Consider the following 26467-nt stretch of genomic DNA (forward strand, 5'->3'; position numbering starts at 1 on the left):
GCGCGGCGCGATATGGGCAAACTCGTCGTGGATGCCGCCGCCGGAGCGGGAAGCTCGGTGTCGGAGCTTGCCGATGACGCGACCGCCCTTCCGTCAGGCGCAAGGAACCCGGACGGAAGGGCGGCTCGTACGACTATCGCCGTACGAGCGCGTCAGTAGGCGGCATTGGCTCCGTACTCGGCCTGTTCGCGCGTGAAGCCCTCGTAGACCAATTGATCGATGAGTCCGGACAGCGAGAACGAGGTGAGCTCAAGATACTGTTCGGCGCTGCGTTTGGCCTGCTCGTTCCAGTCCACGTTCAGGCTATCTACCGCGAATGTCGCGTCTTCGGTGGAGTAGCCCTCGTATTCGAGCTGGTCGATCAGACCGCTGCGGGAGAAGGCGGACAGCTCGAGGTACTGCTCTGCGGCCTGCACGGCGTTGCGCTGGCCAGGGCTGAGCTGCTGTCTGGCCGGGGTGAATGCGGCCGCATGCGCGGGCGCGGGTGCTCCAGCGGCCACCAGAGCGCCGTCGACCAATGCCGGAGTGCTGTTCCATGCTGCGGCCGCGTGTGCGGCAGGTGCGGAGACGACGGCGACCGTGCCCTGGCTGGTGGATGTGGGTACAGATGTCGTGGCTGCGCCGCCGGCGCCGAAAGCGGTGGCGAGGGCGGGAACCAGAACGATGGCACCGGCCACCCACGCCCACTTCGTCTGCTTCTTCGGCACGGTCGGGGCCGGCAGATCGGTGGGCTGCTGGGCGGGGAACGGCTCGGTCATGTCGTGCTCCTGTGGAGAAGTTGCGTCGTTTTCCGACGCGTCCCGCAGATGCGAGAGCCACACAGTATGACAGGGCGCACCGACAAGCACCACGGGCTATTTCGCCGGGGCGAACTTGTCGGACCCCGCCGGTAATGTTCTCGGGCTCCGGGAAAGCTCGGGTGCCTGTGCCATGATCGAGCACGGAACGACACGTCACTGCGCGCGACGCATACGAGTGTGAAAGGACAGGGGGCCCATGGTGGGGAACTTCGACTTCCTACAGGCCGAATGGCCGCAGCTGTACGCCGAGGCCAAGAACGCTGAGCGGGACGCGCTGTTCGACCCGCGCACCACCTGCTTCTACGTCCGCCGGACCGTCGAGCACACCGTCAGGTGGATCTACCGCACCCAGAATCTGCCCGAGCCGTATAAGACGGATCTCGCGGCCCGGATCCATGACGGGAAGTTCGTCAGCGTCGTCGGGCACGCACTGGTCACGAAGATGGACCTCATCCGCCGGCTCGGCAACACCGCGGTGCACGACGTCAACCCGGTATCCAAGGACTCTGGCCGGAAGGCGCTCGCAGAGCTGTTCCACATTCTGTCGTGGCTGGCGCGCACTTATGCGACGCAGCCGTCGAGCAAGCCGTCGCCGCAGCAGCAGTTCGACCCTGCCCGTTTGCCCAAGCCGGGCGGTGGCGCGGTCGTCGCGAAGACCGTCGCGCAGCTCGGCAAGCTGGAAGCGGAGCTGGCTGCCAAGGACGCACTGCTCGAGCAGTCCGAGGCGGAGAAACAAGATCTGATCGTGCAGCTGAAGGCCCGCGACGAGGCCGCCGAGACGGCGGAACTCGAGAAGGCCAGCTACGAGCAGCTGATCGGGGAGCTGCGTGCCCAGATCCAGGCTGCGCAACAATTGAGCGCCGCAACCCCCGACACGCATGACTATGGTGAGGCGCAGACACGGCGCGATCTGATCGATGACATACTCCACGAAGCCGGGTGGCCGCTTGACCAGAAGCGTGACCGCGAGTTTCCCGTCGCCGAAATGCCGGACGGCAAGAACGGATTCGTCGATTACGTGCTGTGGGGCACGGATGGTCTGCCGCTGGCGGTCGTCGAGGCTAAGCGGACGTCCGTCGATCCGATCGCCGGTCAACAGCAGGCGAAACTGTACGCTGACTGCCTCGAACAGAAGTTCGGGAGGCGGCCGGTCATCTACTACAGCAACGGATTCGAACACCACTTCTGGGATGATCTGCGCTACCCGCCGCGGGAGGTCGCCGGTTTCCACACCCGCGACGAGCTCGAACTCCTCGTTGCCCGGCGGACGTCGATGAAACCTCTCAGCGAAATGCCCGTCCCGCAGGAGATCGCCGGTCGGCCGTACCAGGAGGAAGCGATCCGGGCTGTCACCGAGCGGTTCGAGATCGAGAACCAGCGAGCCGCATTGCTGGTCATGGCCACCGGGTCCGGCAAGACCCGCACCGTCGTCGCGCTCGCCGACATGCTGATGCGCGCCAACTGGGTGAAGCGCGTGCTGTTCCTCGCCGACCGTAAGGCCCTCGTGAAGCAGGCGGTCGGCGCGTTCAAGACGCACCTGCCCGATTCTTCGCCGGTGAACCTGTTGACCGACAAGAACACCGAGGGCCGAGTGTATGTCTGCACGTATCCGACGATGATGGGTCTTATCGACGAAAAGGACGGCAATACAAAGAAATTCGGTCCCGGCTACTTCGACCTCATCGTGATCGACGAGGCGCACCGTTCGGTGTACCAGAAGTACCGGCACATCTTCCGGTACTTCGACTCGTTGCTGCTCGGGCTCACCGCGACCCCCAAGGACGAGGTGGACTACAACACCTACCAGCTGTTCCACCTCGAAACCGGTGTGCCGACACACAACTATTCGCTCGACCAGGCCATCGCCGACAAATATCTCGTCCCGCCCCGCGCGGTACCCGTGCCGCTGACATTTCCGCTGGCGGGCATCCGTTACGCCGATCTCACCGATGAGGAGAAGAAGCGCTACGAGGCCATCGACTGGGGTGACGATGTCGCCGACGACGAGATCCCCGACGTTGTCGAAGCCGAGGCCGTCAACAAGTGGCTGTTCAATATCGACACCGTCGACAAGGTACTGAAAACCCTGATGACCCACGGGCATCGCGTCGCCGGCGGCGACCGGCTCGGCAAAACCATCATCTTCGCGAAGAACGTACTCCACGCCCGGTTCATCGCCGACCGATTCGACGTGAACTATCCGGAGTTCAAAGGGTCGTTCGCACGCGTCATCACCCACGCGATCACCTACAGCCAGGACCTCATCGACAAGTTCTCCCAGCCCGACCAGGAACCGCACATCGCCATCTCGGTCGATATGCTCGACACCGGCATCGACGTCCCCGAGGTCGTCAACCTCGTATTCTTCAAGCCGGTGCGATCGAAGTCGAAGTTCTGGCAGATGGTCGGCCGCGGAACGCGGCTGCGCCCCGATCTCTACGGGCCCGGCCAGGACAAGACCGATTTCTTCGTCTTCGACGTGTGCGGCAACTTCGATTACTTCGACCAGCACCCCGATGCCTCCGAAGGAGCGCTCGCGCCGTCGCTGTCACAGCGGCTGTTCACCACACGAACTGAACTCCTCGCCGCGCTCGAAAGGTCGGGGGCATCGGAGGCGTTGCGCCGGGCTACCGCTGATCTGCTGCATGAGCAGGTGGCGGGCATGCGACTGGACAACTTCATCGTGCGCACGCGGCGCCGTCAGGTGGAGACGTACGCCGACCGCGCCGTCTGGGACTCGGTCACCGAACAGCGCTCTGCCGAGATTGTCGAGAACCTCGCCGACCTGCCCACCACCGTCCGCGATACCGACGAGATGGCGAAACGGTTCGACCTCGCCATCCTGCGCGGCCAGCTCGATGTCGTCGTCTCCGACAGCATCCTGCCCCGCCACGCGGACACGATCCGCGGCGTCGCGGACGGACTGCTCGAGACCGCACTTGCCATCCCGAAGGTCAAGGCCAAAGAGGAACTGTTGCGGGAGGTTGCCGGCGATGAGTGGTGGGAGGACGTCACCGTCGAGATGCTCGAACACGCTCGGCGCGAGCTTCGGTCGATTGTCGGGCTGCTCGACAAGAAGAAGCGCGTGATCGTCTACACAGACTTCACCGACACCCTCGGCGATATCGTCGAACGCGACATGCCCGAGATGCGGTCCGGTACCGATGTCGAGCGGTACACCGCGAAAGTGCGCGACTATCTACGCCGCCAGCCCGACAACCTGGCGCTACAGAAGCTGCGCTCAGGCAAACCGCTGACGGCGGCCGACCTGGAATCTCTCGAGGAGTTGCTGGCCCGCAGCGGCGCCGGCGAGCCCGACGATATGGCGCGCGCCATCGACAACGCACACGGACTGGGCCGTTTCATCCGCTCCCTCGTCGGCCTCGATCAGCACGCCGTGCAGGAAGCGTTCGCGGAGTTCCTCGGCGAACGCACCGCGACAGCCAGCCAAATCGACTTCGTCAACCTGATCATCGGTCATCTCACGCGGCACGGCGAGATGGACCCGAAGCTGTTGTTCGAGCCGCCGTTCACCGATGCGGCGCCGCACGGGCCGACACAGCTGTTCGCACCCGATCAGACGAAGCGGCTAGTGGGCGTCATCAGGTCGATCAACGATTCGGTGGTGGCGACCGCCTGACCAGGGACAACGGGGTGTCCGGTTTGACCAAGGACGCAGTGTCTGTGAGCTGGCGTCTCTCGCAGCCAGATTGGGCTGTCGGTTGTTTGGCGGATACCGGGGTGCAGGCGTTGGCTGTACGGTCGCGATCAACGATCTGGCAGTGGACGGGTGAAGCCCATCGGAGTTGATCCAACAAGTGCAGCGTCCGTGCGTCTACTCCGAACGACGTCGCCGCAGGGGATCGCGTCAGCGTGGATCGGAGGAAGGGTGGCGTTGAGGTTGTTGCGAAATCTGGCAGTCGAATCAGAGATGGCAGTATGACCATGGGAATCCTCCATTCGCATGGACTAGTACGGCGCTCATGGGTTCTTGCTGCGGCTGGGGCGATTCTTCTGATCCCGTCGTGTTCGTCCGGCGACGACCGAACCGCATCGGGTTCGCAGGAGGGAACGAGCGAGTCCTCGCGTGCCGGCGATTCGTGCTCGATCGCTCCACCTGAAGAAATCTCGCAAGCTGCGGGAGTCAACATCACAACGGCACAGGTCGGGACCCCTGATGGTCCGATCGGCTGCTCGTACGATGGCGATACCTGGGTACAAGTGACGGTGTACAACCGCCGTGCGGCATTCGATCAGCGCCAAGCATCACAGTGCGAATCCAGCGCTCGCCTAGTCGCTGACCTTGGCATGCAGGCGGTCGATTGCAGTCCAGATCTTTTCGTTCTGGTGGATGCCGAGCGTGGGTTTCTTGTTGCTGTCGGCTCTGACGTCGATGCGGATGGGCGTGAGGCCATTGGGCGTTTGGTCGCGCCGCGGATAGCCGCGATGCCGTAGCTTCTCGCATGGTCGGCGCCGGCACATTTGGTTGCAGATGGACACGAAACTACCGCGGGGCCGGGCTCTTCTGCGAGTGACGTTTTTGCGTCGTGGAGTTGCGCAGTGGAGTTGGGCGCGAGGCCAAGGAGCCTGAGTGCGGAGGCCAGGCGGAGCATTCTCTCGGCCGGATGCGCGCAACTCGAGTCGTTGGTGTGCGGGCTTGCTCCCACCTAGCGGCGCGACGGTGGCGCGACCTGTGTTCGACGTCGGCGACAGATCGGTGGCGGGGCGTTGCTGATTCTCTGAATCGCCGTCCGGTGCAGGATTCGTGGTTATGCTGCGGACAAGGCGATGAAGGTCTGCTGGGATGAGGTGGGTGCGGTGTCAGTCGGCGGCTGGTATGCGAACCGGGCGTTTCGTCACGATCGCGACCCGGGCTTCGATCCCGCCAACGACGAGGTCCGCGACCCATTCGAGTTCGGCGCCGTTCAGGACCTCCGCTTACCGGAAAGTGAACACCGCCGAGGTGGGAAAGCCTCGACTCGGAAGAAATCCGGTTCCGGAAGAACATCCACCTCGCGCGCGGGCAAACGTTCCAAGATGGGTCGACGTAGCAAGCCGGAGAAACCCCTGACGGCAAGGCAGCAAAACCGGTGGATAGCATTCTCCCGAGCCTGGTATGCGAAAAACCCTGACGGACCTGCGGTCGCCTGTAGAGATGCTGCACACGCAGCCGGGCTTTCGTACGTCACGAAAAGCATGGCCGCCGAGCAACGACGTCGGATCGCCCAAGCGAAACTAAAGCGACGAGCAGATCGAGCAGGCCAACCGAGACGTTCAGCCGAAGCTGTTGTCGCCGAAGTCGTTCGCCGGAATCCGGCAGCCAGTCTTTCCACCTATCAGCGGGCGCTACTCGATGCCGGTCACCCGCCTCATGATCGGGCGGCGATCGAGGCGATCTTCCTGCGCCTCGCTGTCAGGATGGGCAGCAAGGCGAAGCCGCCGAAGCAGCCGGTTAAGAGGATTTCGACGCGACGCGACAGGCCGTCTGTGCGGGAACAGGTCGCGCCAAGATCGACCGTGGTGATCAGTGAACAGGACCGATGCCGGGCGTGCGAGGTTGTCCCGGACGCGGTCACAGGAACGTGTCGGTGCGGGTAGATATCGCAATGCCCTGCGAGGGCTTGTGTCCTGATTGCATAGATGCCGAAAGGCTCGCTTCCGGCTCCTTGAACCGTGCCGGAGCCCGCTGAAGGCTAGCCTGTAGCGGGATGGGTGCCGACTACTCGGAGCCTGGTGCTGGTCAGGAAGGATCCGTCTGTGTGGAGGCAGTGTTGGCGAGGTGGTTCCACTTCGTTGGGCCGTTCCGCAGAGCGTCCGGTACGCGGGTCGCGACGCCACGTAATGTTTGGCTCTGTTGAGTACCCATCCGATGACGTTGCGCTGCTTGTAGATGTCCCGGTCGGGGCCCGACGGCCGTCCCACTGCGAAAGCCAAGTTTCTTGGGGTGGGCGACCTGGTCGGCACATTCGGGTATGGCGGTGCGGATACCTAGACAGCGGAATTTCTTCCGGTTCGCGGCCGACGAGTATGCCTTGCCCGCGATCATCGCGTCCGGGTTGCGGTTCTATCTACACCCGGAGTGTGCCCCACCCTCTCGGAATGGCCCTGCGGGCTCTGGAAAGGGCTAGGTGAATAGTCGCTCGTAGGATTGCTGCGTAGTTGCGATTTTTCGGCGAGATGCTTGGTCGTCGGAAAACCGTTCGATGTGGTCACGAATATCGACTCCGGTGAGGTTCGCGAGCAAAACCTGCTCGAGGCAGTACCGGCTGAGGTGGAAAGCGAAACTGGCGATTGTTTCGCAGACGCCGGTTGTGATCGGGCCGCCGTGGATAGCGGAATTTCGTACGCGGCGGAGGCGATCCAGGTGGCGGTTGAACCGCCGGTCGATTGCTTCCAGTTTCGCGTTTAGCGCGGTGCCGGACTCGAATGCACCCGCTACCTCGGCTAGGCTGCGGTGCAGCCAATGGTTGGCGAAGATATCGCGGAGCTCCGCCGCGTGACCGATTGCCGCAAGAGGAATCAGCTGGTCTGCCTCGCCGTTCCATTCGTGCAGTTCGTTCGTCAATCGCCGTAACTCCTCGGGCGGCTCTGCGAACGGTTCATCGGAAGGAGTGTTCGCCGCAGCCGCGTCCACAACGGTGTTGACGAATTCGACCAATTGAGCGTGGGAGATGGCGTTGCGGAATCGTTTGCTCAGAAATGTCGTCCAGTCGTGACCACCCGCCCACGCGGTCACGTGTTCGAGCGCTCGGACTGCCCCCATAACCAACTCGACTGGCCCGGTATCCCATGCGCTGTTCAGTGCCGAACGCAAACTCAGCGCGACCTCCACCTGGTCGATGGTCGCGATGTCCGTGATTGTGGTCATGGCGCCGACATCCTCGAGACGGTGGCCGATGTCGTCGATGTGGCGACGAGCCTGTCGGTCAGTTGCACTTGTTTGTGGCCAGATCCCGCCGCGTCGTAGTTTCCCGTCCATGTAGACGGTTTCGCTGTGGTGCATATGCCAGGTGCCGGGAAGCGGGTCGGTGACTTGGACCAGTGTGGCGGCGATGGCTCTGGCTTGTGGCACCGCCAGATGCAGCGGGATAGCGTCCAATGATACGCGGACGTAGATGATTCCGGGATCCTCGTCCCACCGGATTTCCTCGCCCGTGCGAGGGTTTCGTATGGGTGTAGCGAGTTCGGGTGGCCTGAATTTCAAGGCAGGACTGGAATCGACATGTCCGACGAGCGGACCCAGGAGTTGCGCGGCATAGAGGTTGATGTTGCCGTGCGCGATCTCCATCTGCTTTATGTGGGCATTGTCGAAACGCAGCCACACCACGCAGTCACCGGTCGGAGTCGGGGCGGTGAGTACGGCTTCACACAGGGCCAGTTTTTGGAATGAGCGGAGTGGTCCGGATTCATCAACCGCGAGGTCGCGCATTTGGTCCGGCGTGAGGAGATTGAGGAGATGTTCGGGCACCGATCCGCTGCCGTTCAGAATCTCGGCGCACCGACGGACGATTTCATCCGTGTCCTGGCAGCGCAGCTCGATGATCGCCGACCAACATTGCCTGCGGGACTCCAGGCAGTCGGTGTGCCTGGCGGTGCTCTGAGTCTCCCGGACCATATCCTTCCAGGCTGCGATCAGCGCTGGGTCGGAGACCGTCGCCGCGAGAAGTGTGTTGGCCGCTGCCGCTGCCGCGACGCGCGCATTTTCATCGAGTTCGTGCCGGCCGTTTATCTCCGTGAACAGACTGTTCAGGTGAGATTCGAGGGTACGGTGCTCATTCTGCAACAACCTTTCCAGTCGGGGGCCAGTGAGGCGGAAGCTCTCCTGATAGTCTCGAATCGCCGATTGCCAATCGCGGTGCTGGATCGGTCGGAAGTCGCGTGGGTCCTGCAGCCATGCCAGCAGTTCCATGGCGGCGTGCGGGATCGGCACCACATCGGTGTAGACGACAACCTGCCTGTTCAGAATCGCGACAAGCTCGCTGAGCCATCGCTCGTCCTCTGGGATGGTCATTCGTACCTCGCTCGACACAGGAGATAGGAACAGGCAGTTCGAAGCATATGTCCAGGGTGTGCCGATCCCACAAAGGCTCGGCCGATTGCGGGCGAAATTTCCCTTACGGCTGTCGCGGTCAGTCTCTCCGGTGCCGGGAACGTAGGTTCAATCGCGATTTCTCCGCAGTGATAAAGAGACTCGCAGCCGTCTGCGCCATCGAGGGAGTCGTTCGGGCGCGCTTGGCCTGGCGACCGCTGGGTGTCGTGCTCGCCGTGGCGCTGATGCAGGCGGGGTGGAGCGTGGCCGGGGTGCTCTCGGCACTCGACCTGACTGCGGACGTTTGGGGACCTCGGCCTCTACTCGACGGTCGCCGTCTTGAACCTGCTCTACTCACTCGTGCGGTGGTCTCGGGGCGGAAGATCGTGGTGAGATGGTGTCCCATGACATTCGTCGTCGCGCTGGCGACGTATGGCTGTCCGCGGGCCGGGCCGAGTTGTTGGCGGCTCCGTCCTGCTGCTGATTGTCTTCCTCGTGGCGGCGTTCGGCTACCACGGGGATCTTGGCATCGACAACAGCCCGAGATCCGCCATCAGGAACAGGTGGCTCTGGCGCGCCGGATGCACGATATGGTGGCCCACCACTATCGGCCATCGCCATGCAGGCGCAGGCCGATGGCGTATCGCCACCTTCAGCCTGAGAATGTCGGCGAGGCCTTGGAGCCCGGCGTGGTAGGAGGTGAGCTGTGTCGCATCGCGTTGTCTGGTCCGAGGCTCACTGACATTTTCCTGGATTCGGAGCCAACGATCCGCTGCGCGTGCGAACTGCGTCTGAGCTGAGTGTCGGACGAACGGTCAGTCGGGTCGGTTGGTTCGATTGGTGGCGCTGCTCCGCTCAAGGTCCCGTATGTGGCTGGGTGGCACGCGGTAGCGGAGGCGGAATGCCTTGTTGAATGCGGCTATGGAGGGGAAGCCGCTCGTGGTGGCGATTTCGTGGATCGTTTGGCGGTTGCGGTTGTCGGTCAGGAGTTGGTGGGCGTGGTCGAGGCGGGTGTCGCGGATGAGTCTTGCGGGTGTTGTGCCTGCAGCGTGCAATGCTCGCTCGAGGGTGCGCTTGGAACAGCCGAGGTGCTGGGCGACGGCGTCGGGGGTGAGCCAGTAGTGGCCGGCGTTGTTGGTGATGTAGTTGCGTGCTTCGCGAGCGAGGCGGTCTAGACGGGTGGCGGCCGGGGCGTGTTCTTCGTGAAGGGATTCGGCGAGGAGGTCGGTCAGGCGGTTGGTGATGGCGAGGAATTCGGTGCTGGTGACCGATTCTCGATGGGTCACCAGTGTTGAGGTCAGGGCGGAGACGGCGGCGTGGGCGGTGCGGCCTTGGTGGCCGGCGAGGGGCGCTGTCCGTCGGAGGGTGTTGGTGATTTCGTCGTGAGGGAAGGTGAGCATCCGGATTCGGGCGTGGTTGGTGTGTGTCAGCGTGAGTGGTCGGGCCATCGAGATGATGCCCAGTTGTCCTGGTGTGAGGGTGATCTGGGTGTCGGATTGCTCGAGCACAGCGGTGCCGGTGACCGGGATGAGGAGGGATACGCGGTCGCCGAAGTCGTTGTCGCGGAGGTGGCGTGGGGTGCGCCGGTAGCTGGCGGCGTGGGAGGTGAACTCGACCAGCTTGTGATCACCGGCATGTGCCGTTCTGCTGTTTCCGATGAAGTGGTTGCTGTCTCGGGAGAACGAGTATGACAACGCACCGTGGTGCCCGGTTACATAGTCCATCCAGCTATCGAGCCGTTCGGCTCGCGGGTGCTCGGTGGTGTCGAGCTGGTCGAGATGGTAAGTCGGATCGCTCATTCGAGCCCCCCTCCGCGATGACGCAAATCGAGCATTGGTGTCGCATATTGAGCAGCCGGTCAGTGCCCTGTCCAAAGCATATGCCACGGGAAGGTTCGTGGCAGACGTAGTGAGTTCGGCACGACCGATTCGCCGCGGTGCCTAATCACCTCTGCAGCACCGGGTTTCCGATGGAAAGGCACCGATCGACGTGAATCCCGTGCCTATCATCCAGGGTATTACGTGCACCGCATTTCGTATCGGCCGAATTCGACCTAGTTGTTTTACTCGCTCATCGGCAACCGAATACGAAGGTTGTACTTGCCCGTTGGCAGACTCGCGCTAATTCTGGCAGCGAGATTCGGCTGCGAGTGGCAACGTGGATCCGGCGTTTCGGCGCCAAGCAACCGGCGGGATGCAAAATGTTTGCTGTAGGTGTGTTTCGTGCGGGCGGAGGCGGATGGCTTGTCGCGAATCGTCATCGGATCGGATTACTCGAGGTAGTGGCGGCCGTTCTGCTACTAATCGGCGTGTCGCGTCGGCGTGTCGTGGGCTCGTTTGTGATCTGTGGGGCCGGAATATGGCTGTGGGGTGGCGATGAGCAGTTGGATGTTGTGGGGGTGGCCGGGTTCGGCGATGACCAGGTGCAGGGAGGTGAGTTCGTCGGTGTGGGGGTCGCGGATGTGGAGGAGGTCGGTGACGGGGCGGCCGTAGATGACCTCGACGGTGGGTGTCCAGAGGCGTTGGAAGTCTTTGTTGGGGCCGAGGCGGCGCATGATGTCGCGGACCTGGATCGAGTCGCGGTAGCGGGCGAGGACGGGTTTGGTGGTGGCGATGGCGCGGGCGGTTTCGGCTTCCCATTCGACGAGTACCTTGCGGGCCTCGGGTGTGAACAGCCAGGTGGGGATGCCGTCGGTGGACTCGATGCCGGGCAGGGCCGCGCGGAAACTCTCGTTGCAGGCGAGAATGTTCCACAGTGGGTCCACGTAGGCGGCGAGGATGCCACGATTGGTGAGGTCGGTCAGCTGGGCCATCAGGGCGGTATCGCCGGAGACGAGCTGCCGCAGTTTGTCGGGAGGGTCCAGGTTGACCGCTGGTGCGCGGAGTTCACGCAGGTAGCGGGCCTGATGGGGGTTGCAGCGGTAGCCGGCGATGAGTTGTTCGAGTACCTCGAGTGAGGGCATGGCCCGGTCGCTTTCGATCTTGGCGAGGTAGGTCGTGCTGACGCCGTGGCGCAGGTAGGCGGTGGCGCGGGAGATGCCGAGCGTGTTGCGGATTTGCAGGCACGCGGTGCCGAGGGTCGGGATGTGCGGGCGTTCGTGGTCGGTGGGGTGGGGTCGGCGTGTGGGGTTCCGGGTCATGGCCGGAAGTCCCCCTTTCTTGGGGTCTTCCATCGACGGGTGGGGCACAGATATGCTGAAAAGTTCCCCCGAGCAGATGTTTCCGGTTCTACCAGAGTGGGTACCGACCGGCAAGGCATGTCGCGAATCGCCCGCTCGGTTGGATTGCTGAATCTGTGCTCAAGTCCCGGATATGCCGTTGTTGGCGGCGCCTGACGCCAAAGGGTCTTTTACCCTGGCGGCAGCAAATTGGATGGAATTGCCTGGTCAGCCGGCTATCGTGATTGGCCACTACGGTGTTTACTCCAATTGTGTCCAGTCGAAACCCTAGCGCGGGAGCCCTTTTCGCGGTTTGGATGGTGGTGCAAGCCCACTTCCGGCGAAAGGAAATCCTCCGTGGATCCCATCGTGATTCTCGACTACCTCAACCTCGGCCTGTCAGTTCTGAATAACGGGCTGTCGGTGATCATCAACGGCCTGACCCTGATCCTGCCGCTGCTCTGACCCTGCGGTAGCTGAAAGCCGCCTCTCAGAACAGTTTCGGTGCCTGGGAGGCGAGCAATCTTCCGCGCACCGTCGCGCGATTCTCTTCTTTCCATTCTTCCTTGTGACGAAGGGTCTATTTGTCATGCCCAAATCCTTTGCATCTCACAGTAACTCGACGCGTCAACTCAGAGCTCGGCCGGGAGCCGGTGCGGTTCGGTGGCGCGGTTCGGGCGTGGAGTTCGGTGCGCGTCTGCTGTTGATGGGCACGGTGCCGGTGGTGATCGTGGCCGGCGCCGGCAATGCGGCGGCGTTGGCCGATGCCGCGGCAGTGATCGCCGATCAGCCCGGCGTGACCGTCCCCGCCCAACCCGGCACGACACCGCCCCCGGCGCCACCACCACCTCCTCCGGAGCCGCCGGCCCAGGAGCCGGCACCGGAACCCGCTCCGCCTCCGGTGTATTACGTGCAGCCTCCGGAGATCCGGAACGAGGCTCCGTCGCGTCCGGCGCCGCCGCCGGAGGCTCCGGTGGAGCCGGTTCGGATTGAAGAACTGCATCTGCCCGAGCCGGTGCCGCCGGTGGCTCCGATCGAGGCGCCGGAGGACGCGATCCGGGTCGGGCAGTGGCAGGCCCCGCGCCCGGAATGGCTCCCACCGCACGTGGCCGACGGCATCAACGACGTCGCGGCGAACGCTGAAGCGCAAGTCGCGACCGCGCTGGACTCGGTCGGTATCCCAGCGGGGCGTTCGGACCGGGTGAGCGGAGCGACGCTGGCCGGCGCCGGGATCGGCGGAGCCGTCGGAGCGGTCGGTGTCGGGGGACCGGTGGCGGCCGTGGGTGCTGCGGTGGGTGGCGCGATCGGCGGCACGATCGGCGGCATCGCCGGCGCCGCGCTCGGCACCGTAGTCCCCGTCCCGGTGGTTGGCACGGTCACCTCGGGGGTGGCGGGGACGGCGATCGGTGCGGCTGCGGGCGCGGCCGCCGGTGCTGCGGTCATCGGGGTACCCGTCGCGGCGGTGGCTGCGGTCGCCGCCGGAACCGTCGGCGCCGGTTTCGGCGCCGGCGTGGGGGTGGGACAGCCGTGACAACCAACACCCGCTCACGTGTCGCTGCCGCCGTCGGGGTGACCGCCGCTGCCGCTTCGATCGCTGTCAGCTCCGGTGTCGGGCAGGCGGGCGCGGTGCCGATCGGGCCGAGCTGCCCGGCGCTGTTCGTGCTGGGTATCCAGGGCACCGGTCAATCCTCACCCGCCGCTGACCCCCTGGCCGACACCGGCGTCATCGGCGCGTTGCTCGGCCCGGTCGTGGCCGCAGTGCCACATCTGGTGCAGCGCGCCTACATCAGCTACGGCGCCGGTTTCGGTGGCGCGGTGCCTGGCGGCAGTGCGGACCCGTATGCGGCGTCGGTGACCGATGCCCGCCAACGCCTGGACGCCGCCGCCACGGATGTCGCGAGAGCGTGCCCGGCCACGATGATCGCTGGCGTCGGCTATTCCCAAGGCGCGCAAGCGCTATCGATGTTCGCCCGCGATGTCGGCGCTGGCGCGGGCCCGGTGAGCGCGGACCGGATCGCGGCGATCGCCTTGTATTCCAACCCGGACCGCGCCCCCGGTGCCCCGGTCTTCCCCGGACGCCTAGGGCAGTCGGTCCCGGACCCGGCGCCCGGCACGAGCGGGGGCGCGGTGGTGGGCGTGCAGCTGCCGCATCCACCGGCCGCCGGTAGTGGCATCGCTGGTGGTGAGGCCAGCTATGGCGCGTTGACCGGTCGCGTGGCCGATATCTGCACCGACGGCGACCTCGCCTGCTCGGCACCCGACCGGGCGGCGCTGTTGCGGGTCGGTGCCGAACTCGCCGCCCAGGCCGATCTGCGGGACCCGATCGCTGCTTTCGCCTCGATGCACAGCCTGTTCACGACAGCACTGGGGCAGGCGTGGACCACGGTCGTTCTCAACGACTTCCAGGTCGGCGCCGGCAACGTCGACTACCTGCCGCAGCAGGGATTGGCGGCCCGGTTGATCGACGCCGCCGACCCCCGGACACCGGCACCGTCGCCGGAGCAGGCGGGTGCGGCGGCGGGCCGCTGGGCCGAGATCACCGCCACCGTCGCGGCGAATCCGCTGGTGTTGGTGCCGAAGCTGGCCGGGCAGCTTGGCGCGGCGTGGGGGCAGCTGGTCGCCGACAACGCCGACCTGATCAACCCCGCCGTCTGGGCCCGCTACGGCGACACCGTCGCCCGCCACAACGGCTACGCCGCCACCGGGCAACTGACCTCGGGCACCGCGTGGCTGATCGCCGCCGCCCACGACATCGCAGGAAGCCGATGACGATGACCACAGACCTGCACGCCACTGCCAACGCCGACGACACCTTCTACGCGAGCCCGGTGATGACTTTCGATACGGCGCCGGGCCAGATCGTGCGCCACCGCCCCGTCGACACCCCTCAGCTGCCGAACGCCGCCCGGGCCTGGCAAATCCTCTACGCCTCCCGCACCGGGTTCGGCGCACCCGTGGCCGCCTCCGGCATCGTGCTCACCCCCGACGTGGACGACCCCGCCGACCCGCTCCCGTTCGTCATCTACGCGCCCTTGTTCCACGGGCTTGGTGGTCGGTGCGCGCCATCGCAGCTGCTGGCCGGGGCGGGGTTCGAAGCCGAAGCCCACCACATCGCCGCCCTGCTGGAGCGGGGTTGGACCGTCGCGGTCCCCGACGGGCACGGGCTCGGGGTGACCGGGATCGGCCCGCACCGTTTCCTGGCCGGTGGGGACTCGGCGCGGGCGGTGCTCGACCTGGCGCGTGTGGTGCGAGCGTTGCCGGAGCTGGATGCCCCGGATCCGGCGGTCGCGGTCTGGGGATACGGCGACGGCGGCCGCGCCGCGGTATGGGCGGCCGAACAGCAGCCACGCTATGCCCCGGATATCGATCTGCGTGGGGTGGTGGCCGGCGCGGTCGCCGCGGACCCGGGCGCGCTGATTGCCGCGGCCGATGGGGGTGTGTGGGCGGGGTTGGCGGTCGCGGCGGTGATCGGGCTGGCCCGCGCCTACCGGCATCTGCCGGTCGCGCACATCCTCACCGAGGACGGGTATGCCATGGCCGAGACCGCCGCCACTATGGACACCGCCGCCCTACTCACCACCTACCGCAACCAGCCATTGGGGCAGTGGTGCGAACGGTCGGATCTGTGGAATGACCCGATGTGGCGGTATCTGCTGGCCAACGAAACCACCGGCCGCGACATCCCGCAGGCGCGGGTGCATCTGTATCACGGCGCCGATGACGCCATCGTCCCGATCGAGATGGGCCGCAACCTCTATCACACCTACCGCGACCGCGGTGTGCAGGTGAGCTGGCGCGAATTCCTCACCGGCCACGCCGGCACCGCGAGCAAAGGCAGCGAGGACGCCCTGCTGCGGCTGACGGCGCTATTGCCGCACCGCCGCATCCCACCACCACCGAAAACCACCTGAATCGGCCTGCCCCGCCCCGGCGCCACCTCTCGCCCACGAGGCCGGGGCAGGCCACCACCAACACCACCTTCGACCAGAACGCGATATTCGCCATGGACCCTCAACCACACCCACCCCGGATCTCACGCCGCCGTACTGTCGCCGTGCTCCTCACCACCACGGTCGCAGCGGCGACCGCGCTCGCTACCGGCACAGCGGATGCGGACACGACTGTGCCGCCGAGTGATTCGTGCCCTGTCCTGTTTGCAATTGGCGTGCAGGGTGGCGAGGAAACCTCCATCGACACCCCGAGCAACGTCGATACCGGCGCACTGGGGCAGGTCTTCGCTCCTGTGACCGCGGCGGCCGGTGATCTGGTGCAGCGCGTGTATCTGCGGTTCGGCCACACGCCTGACGGTGCGCCGTTGGCCTTCGACGACGCCGTGACGGCGGCGGCCGCAGACCTGGATGCCACCGCAGCGGAGGTCGTGGAGCGCTGCCCGCACACGCAGGTCGCGGTGGTCGGCTACACCCAGGGCGCCGCGGCGGTGGCGCGATTCGCCGAACATGTCGGGACCGGCCGATCGCGTGTGCCCGCCGAAAGGATTGCCGCAGTCGCTTTGCTGGCCAACCCGAACCGTCCCGCACACACACCGGCGTTGCCGGGCCGGCCCGATGCCAGCACTCCGGCGCCGCCTGCGGGAACCGCCGGCGCGAACACCGCAGCCATCACACTGAGCAACCCAGGGCTGTCCGGCGCGGGCATCGGTACTGCCGCCGGGATCCGGGGAGCGTCGGGGTATGGGGCGTTGGCGGGGCGGGTCGCGGATCTGTGTGTGCCCGGGGACGCCACCTGTGACACACCAGCGGGCAGCGGCCTGGCGAGAGCGGTCGCCAACGTCACCGCCCGCAGTGCTATGCGTGACCCGGTCGCTGCGATCTCCACTGTCGCCCACGCACTTTCGGCCACAATTTACACCACGGCCGTCGAGGTCGTGAACGCCGACCTCACCGGCACCAGCCTCGACCAACTGTCCTACAACCCCACCAAGCCCCTGGCCCAACGCCTCGCCGAAGCCTCCGACCCCAGCTCGGTCCCGCCGGGCCCACGCGAAGCGCTCGCGGCGTTGTTCAAGGTCGGCACGATCGGGTTGAACGCGGTGATCACGGTGGCGCAGAAGGTCTTCACCCCCGCGACCATCGCTGAACTGGCCACCGTCGGACTGACCAACCCCTGGGGTGCGGTCGCGTCCCTCGGAGCGAAGCTTGCCGGCGCGGTGGTCGAGCTGGTGCCGCCGCAGACCGCGGTGCGATGGATCAACGATGCCTTCGACGCAGTGACGGGCCTGATCACGGATCCGGGCGAGCTGTATCAGGTCTCGGCGGCCGCGCACTACAGCGACACCAGCGGCCGCCACGGCGCCTACCAAACCATCCCCACCACTGACGGCCGTTCCGCCCTGGCCACCGTCGCCGACTGGCTCACCGCCGCCGCCCGCGACCTCGCCACCACCAACCCACCACACGCCACAGCAACGACGGCCCCGACCATCCCGACCACGATCCCGCCGCCGACAACCCGTGAGACCGCGCCACCGTCGCCGTCGGTGACGTCGTCGCGGCCGGCGACCGGCGGTCCCTAGACCCCTTCGCAGGGGCGAGAACAACAAGTCCGCAGACGTACCCGAGACCTGTCTGCTGATTCTCCCCGGCACTCGCCCCTCGAAGGGCCCCACCCCCATCACCGCGACCTTGAGCAGGGAGGTGAACACACAATGACCAACCCCGACGACCACAACCACACCGGGCCCGGCTGGCAATGGCTCGACCACACTGAACCCACTGCACCGCAACCGGTCCCGAAATCGCGGCGTGCCCACACCGCACCGCATGACACCGCCGGGGACGGCGGTGCGGAATGGGCATGGCTCGACAGCACGCCCGACCACCGCACGGCCCGCGCACGGGAAACGCGTATGCCCGGCCGGGTATGGGCGGGGCTGGCCGCTGCCCTCGGCGTGTCCGGAGTGCTCATCGGCCTCGGCGTCGCCTCACTCGCCGGCCAGGACGAGGTGGCTGTCGCTGCCCCGGCGATCACCGCTGCGCCACCGACCTCAACGAGTAGCCCGGCGGCGTGTGAGGGCCTGACGGGGACAACGGTCACCGACAAGGCGGGCGACAACCACAGCCTGGCCGGAGTGGTCGCCGGCTTCCAACACGCCTACTACGTGCAGCGCAGCGCGGATGCAGCGATGCGATTCCTCGGTCCGGAGTCCGGAATCGTAGCCGAGGCACTGGCGGCGGGGATCGCGTCGATCCCGCCCGGCACCACCCATTGCGTTGCGATCACCCCGATCGCCGACACCGCCGCCGAGGTGCACCTGGCCGAAGTCCGGCCCGACGGGTCTCGCATCGACTACCTGCAACTGGTCAACGTCCGCCCCAGCCAACCCGACACCGTGATCACCAACATCCAGAGGCGGAGCTGAACAATGTCCGCCCCCGTCCTTCGGCTGACCCGCCGCAATCCCGCGGTGGGTGCGCGGCTGGATCCGGCGACGATCGCTGCCCCGGCTCGTCGGGCGCCGGTGCGGGACGCGCCGCTACCGATCACCGGCCGCTTCCCGCCGCTGTTCACGGTGATGGGTGCCCACGGCGGAGCCGGTGCCTCGACGCTGGCGCGGTGGTGGGCACCGGCCGCTGACACCGGCCTTGCGTGGCCGGCCTCCCCGGCCACGACCAGATACGTGCTGGTGGCAGCACGGCTGTGCATGCCCGGGCTGACCGCCGCTGCGGACCGGCTGCGCGAATGGCACGCGGGCCTGGCCCCGGATGGGGTGACGGTGATCGGGCTGGTGCTGACCCCCACCCGCCCCGGCCGGATCCCGAGCGTGGTGCGCCGCTACCGCGGGGTCGTCGCCGACCTGGTCGAGCGCGTCTACGACATCGGCTGGCACGACGAACTCCTCGAATGCGAACTCGACGAACTCGCCGAGTACCAGCCGACCGACCCGCCCCCACCCCGACGGACCCGCCTGCGTGAGGCCGTCCCCGCCGACGTCCACCACACCGGCACCCGCATCCTCAACCACCTCGCCGCAACACGCAAACACGTTGCGGCACTGCCCGATTCGGAGACCACCTCATGAGCACGATGTATGCGGCCGGTGAGGCGGTGATGATCCTCGCCCAATCCATTCCGGTCAATCCGAAACCGCCACCGGGGTCGGAGAAATTGATCAACCTGGTCAACTATCTGTCCTGGCTGGTCATGCTCGCCGGAGTCGCCGCCCTGATCTATGCGGGCGGGAAATTCGGGTGGGAACGATTCCACGGCGGCGCGGTCGAGTCGCCGAAGATCATCTTGGCCGCGCTTGTCGGCGGCATCATCGCCACCAGCGCTGGACTGATCATGAGCGCCGTCGTCACCGGGGGCGGGGCATGACGCTGCCGCCGCAGGTGATCGCCCCGCTGGCTCAACTGCTCAGCTACCTGGCCTGGTTCGTGCTGCTGCTGTGCGTCGGCCGCGCCATCTTCGTCGCCGCACTCCTCGCATTCCGCACCTACCGCGAGGAAAGCGCCGAAGGCCTCATCGGCTCACTCTCGGCCGCCACGCTCCTCGGATCCGCCAGCGGCATCGCCGCCGCCGTCCTACCCACCTAACCACACCCTCCAGAGGCAACCTCATGAAACCCGCTTTGCGACAACGCATCCCCGCGCTGACCGCCATCGTGGCGGTCGGCGTCATTCCCGTGGCATGCATCGGCTGTGGCGCGCCCGAACCGGGAGACACCGCGACGGACACGACGGCGAGCGCGGTGGCGGTCGCACCCACGGGCCTGCGGTGGGCCAGCTATCAGGGCATCGAACTGCCATACGCCGATCAGGGACCTACCCGCACGGACGGACCGGTTGTGGGCGGATTCGAGCACTCGCCGGCAGGTGCGGCACTGGCCGCGATCCACGCCACGGTCCGGATCTCGATCGCACCCGACAGTGACTGGGCGGTGATCGGACACCAGATGCTCGCCCCCGGACCCGGCCGCGACGCCTGGGCCCTGGCCCGCGCCCAGATCTCGATCACCACCCCGATCACCGACGGCCCCCCGAAGATCCTCGGCTACACCCTCGCCCACTACAGCCACGACACCGCGGCCATCGACATCTACAGCCTGCACCCGGACAACTCGCTCACCCGCAACCACACCCAGCTCACCTGGCAAGCCGGCGACTGGCGCCTCCAGCTCCCCGTCACACCCACCGCCAACCCCGTTTCCGAAATCGCGGCCCCGCCCGCCGACTTGATCGCCTTCACGCCGCCCCGCTGAACAAGGACACCGAGAATCCGATGAAATCGCATCGCTTGCTGATCATTCTGCTCACCGGCATCGCCGTCGTCGTGGCTGCGGTATTCGTCGTGACGATCACAAGCCACGATCGCGGCGCCGCCCCGGCCCCTGCGCGCGACGGTTCCCAGCACGGTTCGCCCGTCCCGACGGCGCCGAGCGAACCGTCGAGCGAACCGCAGCGGCCCCCGACCATTGATGCGTTCGGCAACCGTCTCGACATCCCGTCCAGCGAGGCCGGAACGCCATTGCCGCAAGATCCCGCGGCGCGCCCTGACCCCGCGAGCCCGGACTATCTGCGGACGGCGCCGGCGCGGTTGCACTGGCAGCGTGGCTGGGGCGGCGCGGCATTGCCGGTCTCGGCAAGCGACGGGCCCACCCACATCCGCGACGGCCTCGCCTCGGGCTTCGCGCGGACCCCGCAAGGCGCGGCGCTGGCCGCACACGACGCGCTCGCCCGGGCGCTCGCTGCACCCGAGGGCATCTGGCAGACGGCGGTCCGTGCCCGCTTCTACGGCGGCGGCGACGCACTGGTGGCACGTTTCGCGCTTGCGCGCGCCCGCACCCCGGATGCCGCCCGCTACGTCGTCGTGCCCGACGGCGTGCGGATCCAACCCGGCTACCAACAAGACCTTGCCGTGGTCGAGTTCGCTGTTCGCTCCGACGCCGGCTACGGCGTGTCGGTGTGGCCGATGGTCTGGGTCGACGGTGACTGGCGCGTCCGAGTCCCCGACAACATCGAAGCCCTCTGGCAACGCGGCACATCCACGCCCGCACTGACCGGGTTCGGCACGTGGAAGACGGTCTCATGAGCACCGTCACCACAGCCGGGAACGTCTTCGCCCTACCGGGGCGCAGGCAGGTGCCGCTGCCTTCGTTGCCCAGCTTGTGTGATGTGCCTGGTGGCCCGAAGGAAGCCTGCGAAACCCTGGCCGACAGCGCCGGGGACGCGGCGGGGCCGGCAATCGATCAGCTCGTCGACAGCCTGGTCAACGGCTTCAGCAATGGACTGAGGCTCGCGATGTCGTGGTGGACGGAGCTTCCGTCGCCGGAGCTGACTGGCGCCGGGGGCGCGCCCGGTTCGGCGTTGAGCGCGGTCCGCGACTACACGAGCGGATTGCAGGTCATCATGTTGACCTGCGGGCTGATGTTCGCGGCCGCCCGGCTGGCGCTGGCAAAGCAGGGTGGGGTGGCCGGTGAGGCGCAAGAGAGTTTCCTGATGCTCGCCCGCGCGGTGTTCGGAGCCATGACATTCGCCGCGGTTGTCACCGCCGGCACCCAAGCAGGGGATGCCTTCGCGAACTGGGTCCTCGATGACGCCGCAGGCTCTGATCGCGCGGGGATGGTCGAACGCGTACTTGCCTTCGACGAAGACATGCGCGTGGCGTTGGGGCCTGGCGTGTTGCTGCTGCTCGGGTTGCTCGGTCTCATCAGCACGCTGGTGCAGCTGGTGATGTTGGTGGTGCGGCAGGCGTTGCTGGTGCTGGTGGTGGCGGTGATTCCGCTGGCTGCGGCGGCGTCGGGGACGGGGCCGGGTTCGCAGTCGTACAAGAAGTTGCTGGCGTGGACGTTGGCGTTCGTGTTGTGGAAGCCGGTCGGCGCGTTGGTGTATGCGATCGCGTTCACCGTCATCGGTAACGACGCCTCCCGTGACCCGCACATGATGCTGCTCGGGCTGATCTTGCTGGTGATGAGCGTGGTCGTGCTCCCGGCACTGATCCGGCTGGTGGCGCCGGCGGTGTCGACGCTGGGCGGCGGCGGGGGCGCGGCCTCGGTGCTGGCGGGTGGGTTGGCCGGTGTCGCGATGGGTGCCGCCGGCGGCTCGAAGGGCGGCTCCGGTGGTGGCCGCAAACTCAGCGAGGGCGACAACGCCGCCGGCGGAGGCGGGGGTGGGGGTGCCGGTGGGGGAGGGGGAGCCAAACCGTCAGGGTCTCCGTCCGGGGGTGGGGGCGGGCGCGCGATGCCCGGCGGTGGTTCCGAGGGCGGTGGCTCGGGTGCGGTCATCAGCGCCGGGCCGACCGGCGGATCTGCCGGTAGCGAAGCCGGCGGTGCTGGCGGGGGTGCTGCGAAGTCGTCGGCAGCGAAGGCGGGTGCCGGTTCTGGCGGGGCCGAGGCGGCAGGTAAGGCCGGGGGTGCGGGTGCGGCCGGTCCGGTTGGGGCGGCGGTGGCTGCGGGTGAGGCGGTGAAGACGAAGGTGCAGCAGGGGGCGGAGGCGCTGGAATCGGCGGTCGACTCCGGCGGTGCCGGTGGCCCGGATGCGTTGGGCCCGGGGGAGGTGCGGCGATGACCTCGCGAATGTATGGGCGGTGGGAAAAACCCCGCAGTGCAGGGTTCTTCGGCCTCACCTGGGGCGTATCGATGCTGGGGCTAGGCCTGGTGATCGCGGTGATGGTGTCGTTCATGGTCACCCGATCCGTCCACCTCAGTGGTGCTCTGCTGCTGGTGTCGGCGCTGGTGTTCATCCCGCTGGCAGTCACCGTGGATGGGCGCACCGGGTGGGAGCTGGCGTTGTTGCGTGTGCAGTTCGCGGTGGCGCGGGTGCGGGGTGAGCATGTGTTGCAGCAGGGTCGGTTCTCCCGGATCCCGGGGGTGGCGAAACTGCCGGGGTTGTTGGCGGATTCGCGGTTGTCGGAGTACGAGACTCCGGGTGGGCGGCGGTTCGCGCTGATCCACCTCCCGCGCACCGATCACTACACGGTGGTGATGCGGGTCATCCCGCGCGGCAAGGAACTCGTCGACCAAGCCCAAATAGATTCCTGGGTCGACGAATACGGCAGGTTCCTGGCCACCCAGAGCCGCGGCGGGGAAGTCGTCGCAGTCACCGCGGTCCTGGACAACGTAGTCGAGACCCGCCTCAAACAAACCCGCGAGGTCACACGCCTGGTGCGCCCAGACGCCCCCGGGTTCGCGAAACAGGTGATGGCCGAGGCGGGTGCGGATGTCGGTGGGGTGGCGGTGCGGATCGAGGCGCGGATCGCGATCACCTACCGCGCCATCGGCAAAACCCGGTTGCGCCGCGACACCGCCGAGCAGGCCCGCGAAATCGGGCGCCGCCTGCAAGGCGTGCTGTCCCAACTCGCCCGCGCCGGCCTTCCCGCCACCCCCTTGCAGGCGTGGGAGGTGATGGGGTTGGTGCGGTCTCGCTACGACCTGGCCGCCCAACGCGACATCGAAGCCGCCGGCCCCGATCTGCTGGCGACCCAGTCCTGGGACAGTGTCGGCCCGTTGGCGCACCGTGACCGCTGGGACCACTACCTGCACGACGGCGGCCGCTCGATCACCTGGGAGATGAACCTCGCCCCGCAAGGCGCGGTGCCGGAGACGGTGCTGGAGGAGTTGTTGCGGCCGCGTGCGGATGTGCCGCGCAAGCGGGTGGCGATCGTGTACCGGCTGCATTCGGCGGCCGAGGCCACCAGCCTGGTCGACTCTGACTACAAAGACGCCCTGGCCGCGGAGCAAACCCAGCGGGGTGTGGCGACGGCGGGGGCGCGGATCCGGGTCGGCAACACCGAAGCCACCCGCATCGAGCAAGCCCGCGGCGCCGGTCTGACCCGGTTCGGGCTGCTGGTGACCGTCACCGACCACCTCGATGCCGACATCCCCGGCATCGAAGCCTCCGTGCAGGGCATGAGCGCCGCCTCCCGGCTCGGGGTGCGCCGCTGCTACGGCACCCAAGCCGCCGCCTTCGCCGCCTCCCTCGGCATCGGACTCATCCTGCCCGACCACACCTCCATCTCGAAACGAGTCTCCGCATGACCACACCACCCACCACGAGAAAGCCACGCCGTCGCCGGTCGGTGCGCACCGAGCAGGTCGCCGGTGTGCGAGTGCTCACCGCCGACGCCCGCGCAGCCCTCGAGGTGCAGGCGCAGGGCTCGGGGTGGCGGGGGTGGCGGGCCAGGGTGGCGATATCGAGCGATGATCATCGACGTGCCACTGCCGCCCGCCGCGTAGGCGCGGGTGATGGTGTGGGTGTCGGTGACTTCGACCGATCGCCGGCCCTGACCGACCGCGGCTACCGCGGTGTCGGCGGCGGCCGCGCCGCTGTCGTGGCCGCGACCCCGGAATGGCGCGCCACCACCGTCCAAGTCGCCGGCTTGTGGCCGTTCGCTGTCGGCGCCAGCGCCCCCGTCGTTGGCACACCGCTGGGCACTCACTACATCACCGGCGCCCCGGTGCATTTCGACCCGATGTCCTGGTTCTTGAAAGGGTTCATTACCGCGCCGATCGCTTTTGTGTTGGCGCTCAATGGTTTCGGGAAGTCGTCGTTGATTCGGCGGATGGTGACCGGGGCGGTCGCGGCCGGGGAAACCGTGCTGTGCATGGGTGATACCAAACCCGACTACCGCGACCTCGTCACCGCGCTCGGTGGCCAGGTCGTCGACGTCGGCTACGGGCATGGCACCCTCAATCCCCTCGACCTCGGGGCCCTCGGAACGGCGGTGGATCGGCTCACCGATCCCGACCAACGCCGGCAGGTGACCGCCCGGGTCGAAGCCGGACAGGTCAATATCGTCGCCGGGCTCGTCGAACTGGTCCGCGGTGCCCGCGTCGCCGACTACGAAGAAGTCCTGATCGCCGCCGGGCTGCGCGAATTGTATTCGCCGACCGGCGGATTCGACCACACCAGCCCGCCATTGCTGTCGGATCTGCTGGCGGTCATTTCCGGCGGCGGTGACCGGTTGCGGGAGTTCGCCGAAGAAGACGACGAACCGTCCTACCGGGCTGCGACCAAAGCCCTGCGTCGCTCGTTGCGGGCCCTGGTGGAGGGTCCGTTCGGTGCGATTTTCGACGGGCACACCAGCACAGGCATCGATATCGACAGCCCCGCCGTGTGCGTGGATGTCTCGAGGATCCCCGATGGCGACACCAAACTCCTGGCCGCGGTGCTGATGGTGTGTTGGTCGAACGGGTTCGGCGCGGTCGCCGCCGCCCACGCCCTCGCCGACGCCGGGCTGGCGCCGAAGCGGACCTTCGAGGTCGTGATGGATGAGATCTGGCGGGTGCTCGGCGCCGGCGATTTCATGGTCGACCGCGTCGACGCCCTGACCCGCCTCAACCGCGGGCTGGGCGCTGGGTTGATCATGTGCAGCCACACGATCAAAGACCTCTCCGCGTTCGACTCACCTGCCGCCCAAGCAAAAGCGTTGGGGTTCTTCGAACGCGCTCGCGCCAAACTCATCGGCCCCGTCGGGCCGGAGGAGATCGAACGCATCCGCGCCGCCGCCGGCGTCACCGAAACCGAAAAACTACTCGTCACATCCTGGGCCGCACCCCGCCCACCCAGCGACGACGACCTCGACCCCGGCAGGCGCGAAACCCCACCCGGCACCGGCTGCTTCCTGCTCAAAACCGGCGAAGCCCACGAACCCGGCATCCCCTTCCGCATGACCTTCACCCCCACCGAACTACGCAGCGACATCCACAACACCAACCGCCGCTTCACCAACCTGCCCCGCACCCAACCACCGTCGACCTCTCAGCCGGCCACGCCAGCCGGAGGAACACCATGACCGAACCCAAGCAACCCCGCCACCCGCACCAAGGTCCAGGAGCGTCTTTCCGTGCAGGTGCCAGCGACGCGACGGATCCGTTCTACTACATCAACACCGGCGCCTCCTGGGACGAGCAGCAGTTGCGCGCCGATTACGCGCGCGCCCACCAGCTACGCGGAGCCGCGTACCGCGCCGACGACGACCAGATGGCGGTGATGCTGGCCGACGCCGGTCGGCTCGCCGAGCGCTGGCGCACCCGAGACGACAATCTCGCCGCCGTGTGGGAGGGCCTGGAGAACGCGGTGCTGGGGTGGCGTCACGCGCCGGCCACCATGGCTCGGCTGCTGAACAACCTCGAACACGATGCGCAACACGGGCGCAAGAGCGCGTTACCGGAGCCGGAGGTGCGCAGTCTGTACCAGGCGGGGGGGCTGACCGGACACCGCACCTGGCTCACGCCCGCCACGATGACCCGCGACGCCTCCGACCACGCCCCGTGCATCTTCGGTCAGGGCGTCGGCGGGTCGCTGGCGCCGACCAGTAGTCGTGACCAGAGCCCTGGCCATGCGGCCATGCCGTCAGCCGACATCGAGTCCGCGGTAGAGCACGCCATAGCTGACGAGACACCGACATGGGTGCCTGAACCCGAGACCGACCCGACCGCACCGTCGGCGTCGTCGCAATCGCACATGGAGTGCGGGCCATGACCACGTCAACCACCACCGTGCGCGCACCGTCCAACGGTCTTCA

Annotated in this window: 20 protein-coding genes; 15 read left to right on the forward strand and 5 right to left on the reverse strand. The window is 66.9% G+C overall.

The genetic code is table 11. The features are described 5' to 3' along the window. Window positions 1–152: 152 nt before the first annotated feature. A complete protein-coding gene (locus FEK34_RS29140) occupies window positions 153–758 on the reverse strand; it encodes an Ltp family lipoprotein (protein WP_014351202.1) in 606 nt (201 codons plus the stop codon). A 238-nt stretch (window positions 759–996) separates the two neighbouring features. Here FEK34_RS29140 and FEK34_RS29145 point away from each other — a divergent pair, with 238 nt between their 5' ends. Continuing rightward, window positions 997–4440: a DEAD/DEAH box helicase family protein gene (locus FEK34_RS29145; RefSeq protein ID WP_138453143.1), complete on the forward strand. Its 3444-nt coding sequence runs from the start codon at window positions 997–999 to the stop codon at window positions 4438–4440. A 650-nt stretch (window positions 4441–5090) separates the two neighbouring features. On the opposite strand, the gene FEK34_RS29150 is transcribed toward FEK34_RS29145, so the two are convergent. The 4 genes from FEK34_RS29150 to FEK34_RS29165 form a co-directional block, all read right to left on the reverse strand. Next, window positions 5091–5300 carry a hypothetical protein gene (locus FEK34_RS29150; RefSeq protein ID WP_138453146.1) on the reverse strand — a complete coding sequence of 70 codons (210 nt, stop codon included), beginning with the start codon at window positions 5298–5300 and terminating at the stop codon, window positions 5091–5093. Window positions 5301–6924: 1624 nt separating this feature from the next. Next, window positions 6925–8811, reverse strand: coding sequence for a hypothetical protein (locus FEK34_RS29155; protein ID WP_138453148.1), 1887 nt, complete (start codon window positions 8809–8811; stop codon window positions 6925–6927). An 833-nt stretch (window positions 8812–9644) separates the two neighbouring features. After that, window positions 9645–10628 (reverse strand): AraC family transcriptional regulator, encoded by a 984-nt coding sequence (locus FEK34_RS29160; RefSeq protein ID WP_138453150.1) that lies wholly within the window; start codon window positions 10626–10628, stop codon window positions 9645–9647. Between the two features lie 500 nt (window positions 10629–11128). Then, on the reverse strand, window positions 11129–11968 hold the full coding sequence (locus FEK34_RS29165) for a helix-turn-helix domain-containing protein (protein ID WP_171048469.1): 840 nt from the start codon (window positions 11966–11968) through the stop codon (window positions 11129–11131). Between the two features lie 697 nt (window positions 11969–12665). Here FEK34_RS29165 and FEK34_RS29170 point away from each other — a divergent pair. From FEK34_RS29170 to FEK34_RS29235, 14 genes are all read left to right on the forward strand, one after another. Further along, entirely contained in the window at window positions 12666–13517 is an 852-nt protein-coding gene (locus FEK34_RS29170; RefSeq protein ID WP_138453154.1) for a hypothetical protein, read from the forward strand. Next, on the forward strand, window positions 13514–14755 hold the full coding sequence (locus FEK34_RS29175; protein WP_249359718.1) for a cutinase family protein: 1242 nt from the start codon (window positions 13514–13516) through the stop codon (window positions 14753–14755). The genes FEK34_RS29170 and FEK34_RS29175 overlap by 4 nt, the downstream gene beginning before the upstream one ends. Beyond that, entirely contained in the window at window positions 14752–15897 is a 1146-nt protein-coding gene (locus FEK34_RS29180; protein ID WP_138453156.1) for a lipase family protein, read from the forward strand. The genes FEK34_RS29175 and FEK34_RS29180 overlap by 4 nt, the downstream gene beginning before the upstream one ends. A 254-nt stretch (window positions 15898–16151) precedes the next feature. After that, complete coding sequence (locus tag FEK34_RS29185; RefSeq protein ID WP_171048470.1) at window positions 16152–17519, forward strand: cutinase family protein; 1368 nt, start codon at window positions 16152–16154, stop codon at window positions 17517–17519. 132 nt (window positions 17520–17651) lie between these two features. Beyond that, window positions 17652–18365, forward strand: a complete 714-nt coding sequence (locus tag FEK34_RS29190; RefSeq protein WP_138453160.1) for a hypothetical protein — start codon at window positions 17652–17654, stop codon at window positions 18363–18365. Between the two features lie 3 nt (window positions 18366–18368). Continuing rightward, window positions 18369–19025, forward strand: coding sequence for a hypothetical protein (locus tag FEK34_RS29195; protein WP_138453162.1), 657 nt, complete (start codon window positions 18369–18371; stop codon window positions 19023–19025). Next, complete coding sequence (locus FEK34_RS29200) at window positions 19022–19321, forward strand: hypothetical protein (RefSeq protein ID WP_138453163.1); 300 nt, start codon at window positions 19022–19024, stop codon at window positions 19319–19321. The genes FEK34_RS29195 and FEK34_RS29200 overlap by 4 nt, the downstream gene beginning before the upstream one ends. Continuing rightward, window positions 19318–19539, forward strand: coding sequence for a hypothetical protein (locus FEK34_RS29205; protein ID WP_138453165.1), 222 nt, complete (start codon window positions 19318–19320; stop codon window positions 19537–19539). The genes FEK34_RS29200 and FEK34_RS29205 overlap by 4 nt, the downstream gene beginning before the upstream one ends. Before the next feature lie 23 nt (window positions 19540–19562). After that, on the forward strand, window positions 19563–20204 hold the full coding sequence (locus FEK34_RS29210) for a hypothetical protein (protein ID WP_138453167.1): 642 nt from the start codon (window positions 19563–19565) through the stop codon (window positions 20202–20204). 35 nt (window positions 20205–20239) lie between these two features. Beyond that, complete coding sequence (locus FEK34_RS29215; protein WP_138453169.1) at window positions 20240–21034, forward strand: hypothetical protein; 795 nt, start codon at window positions 20240–20242, stop codon at window positions 21032–21034. Next, window positions 21031–22509: a hypothetical protein gene (locus FEK34_RS29220; protein WP_138453171.1), complete on the forward strand. Its 1479-nt coding sequence runs from the start codon at window positions 21031–21033 to the stop codon at window positions 22507–22509. The genes FEK34_RS29215 and FEK34_RS29220 overlap by 4 nt, the downstream gene beginning before the upstream one ends. Next, window positions 22506–23978 carry an SCO6880 family protein gene (locus tag FEK34_RS29225; RefSeq protein ID WP_138453173.1) on the forward strand — a complete coding sequence of 491 codons (1473 nt, stop codon included), beginning with the start codon at window positions 22506–22508 and terminating at the stop codon, window positions 23976–23978. Before FEK34_RS29220 ends, FEK34_RS29225 begins: the two co-directional genes overlap by 4 nt. Further along, window positions 23975–25735: a hypothetical protein gene (locus FEK34_RS29230; protein WP_138453174.1), complete on the forward strand. Its 1761-nt coding sequence runs from the start codon at window positions 23975–23977 to the stop codon at window positions 25733–25735. The genes FEK34_RS29225 and FEK34_RS29230 overlap by 4 nt, the downstream gene beginning before the upstream one ends. After that, entirely contained in the window at window positions 25732–26424 is a 693-nt protein-coding gene (locus FEK34_RS29235) for a hypothetical protein (protein WP_138453176.1), read from the forward strand. The genes FEK34_RS29230 and FEK34_RS29235 overlap by 4 nt, the downstream gene beginning before the upstream one ends. The last annotated feature ends 43 nt before the right edge of the window (window positions 26425–26467 follow it).

Source organism: Nocardia cyriacigeorgica, assembly GCF_005863245.1.
Lineage (GTDB): Bacteria > Actinomycetota > Actinomycetes > Mycobacteriales > Mycobacteriaceae > Nocardia > Nocardia cyriacigeorgica_C.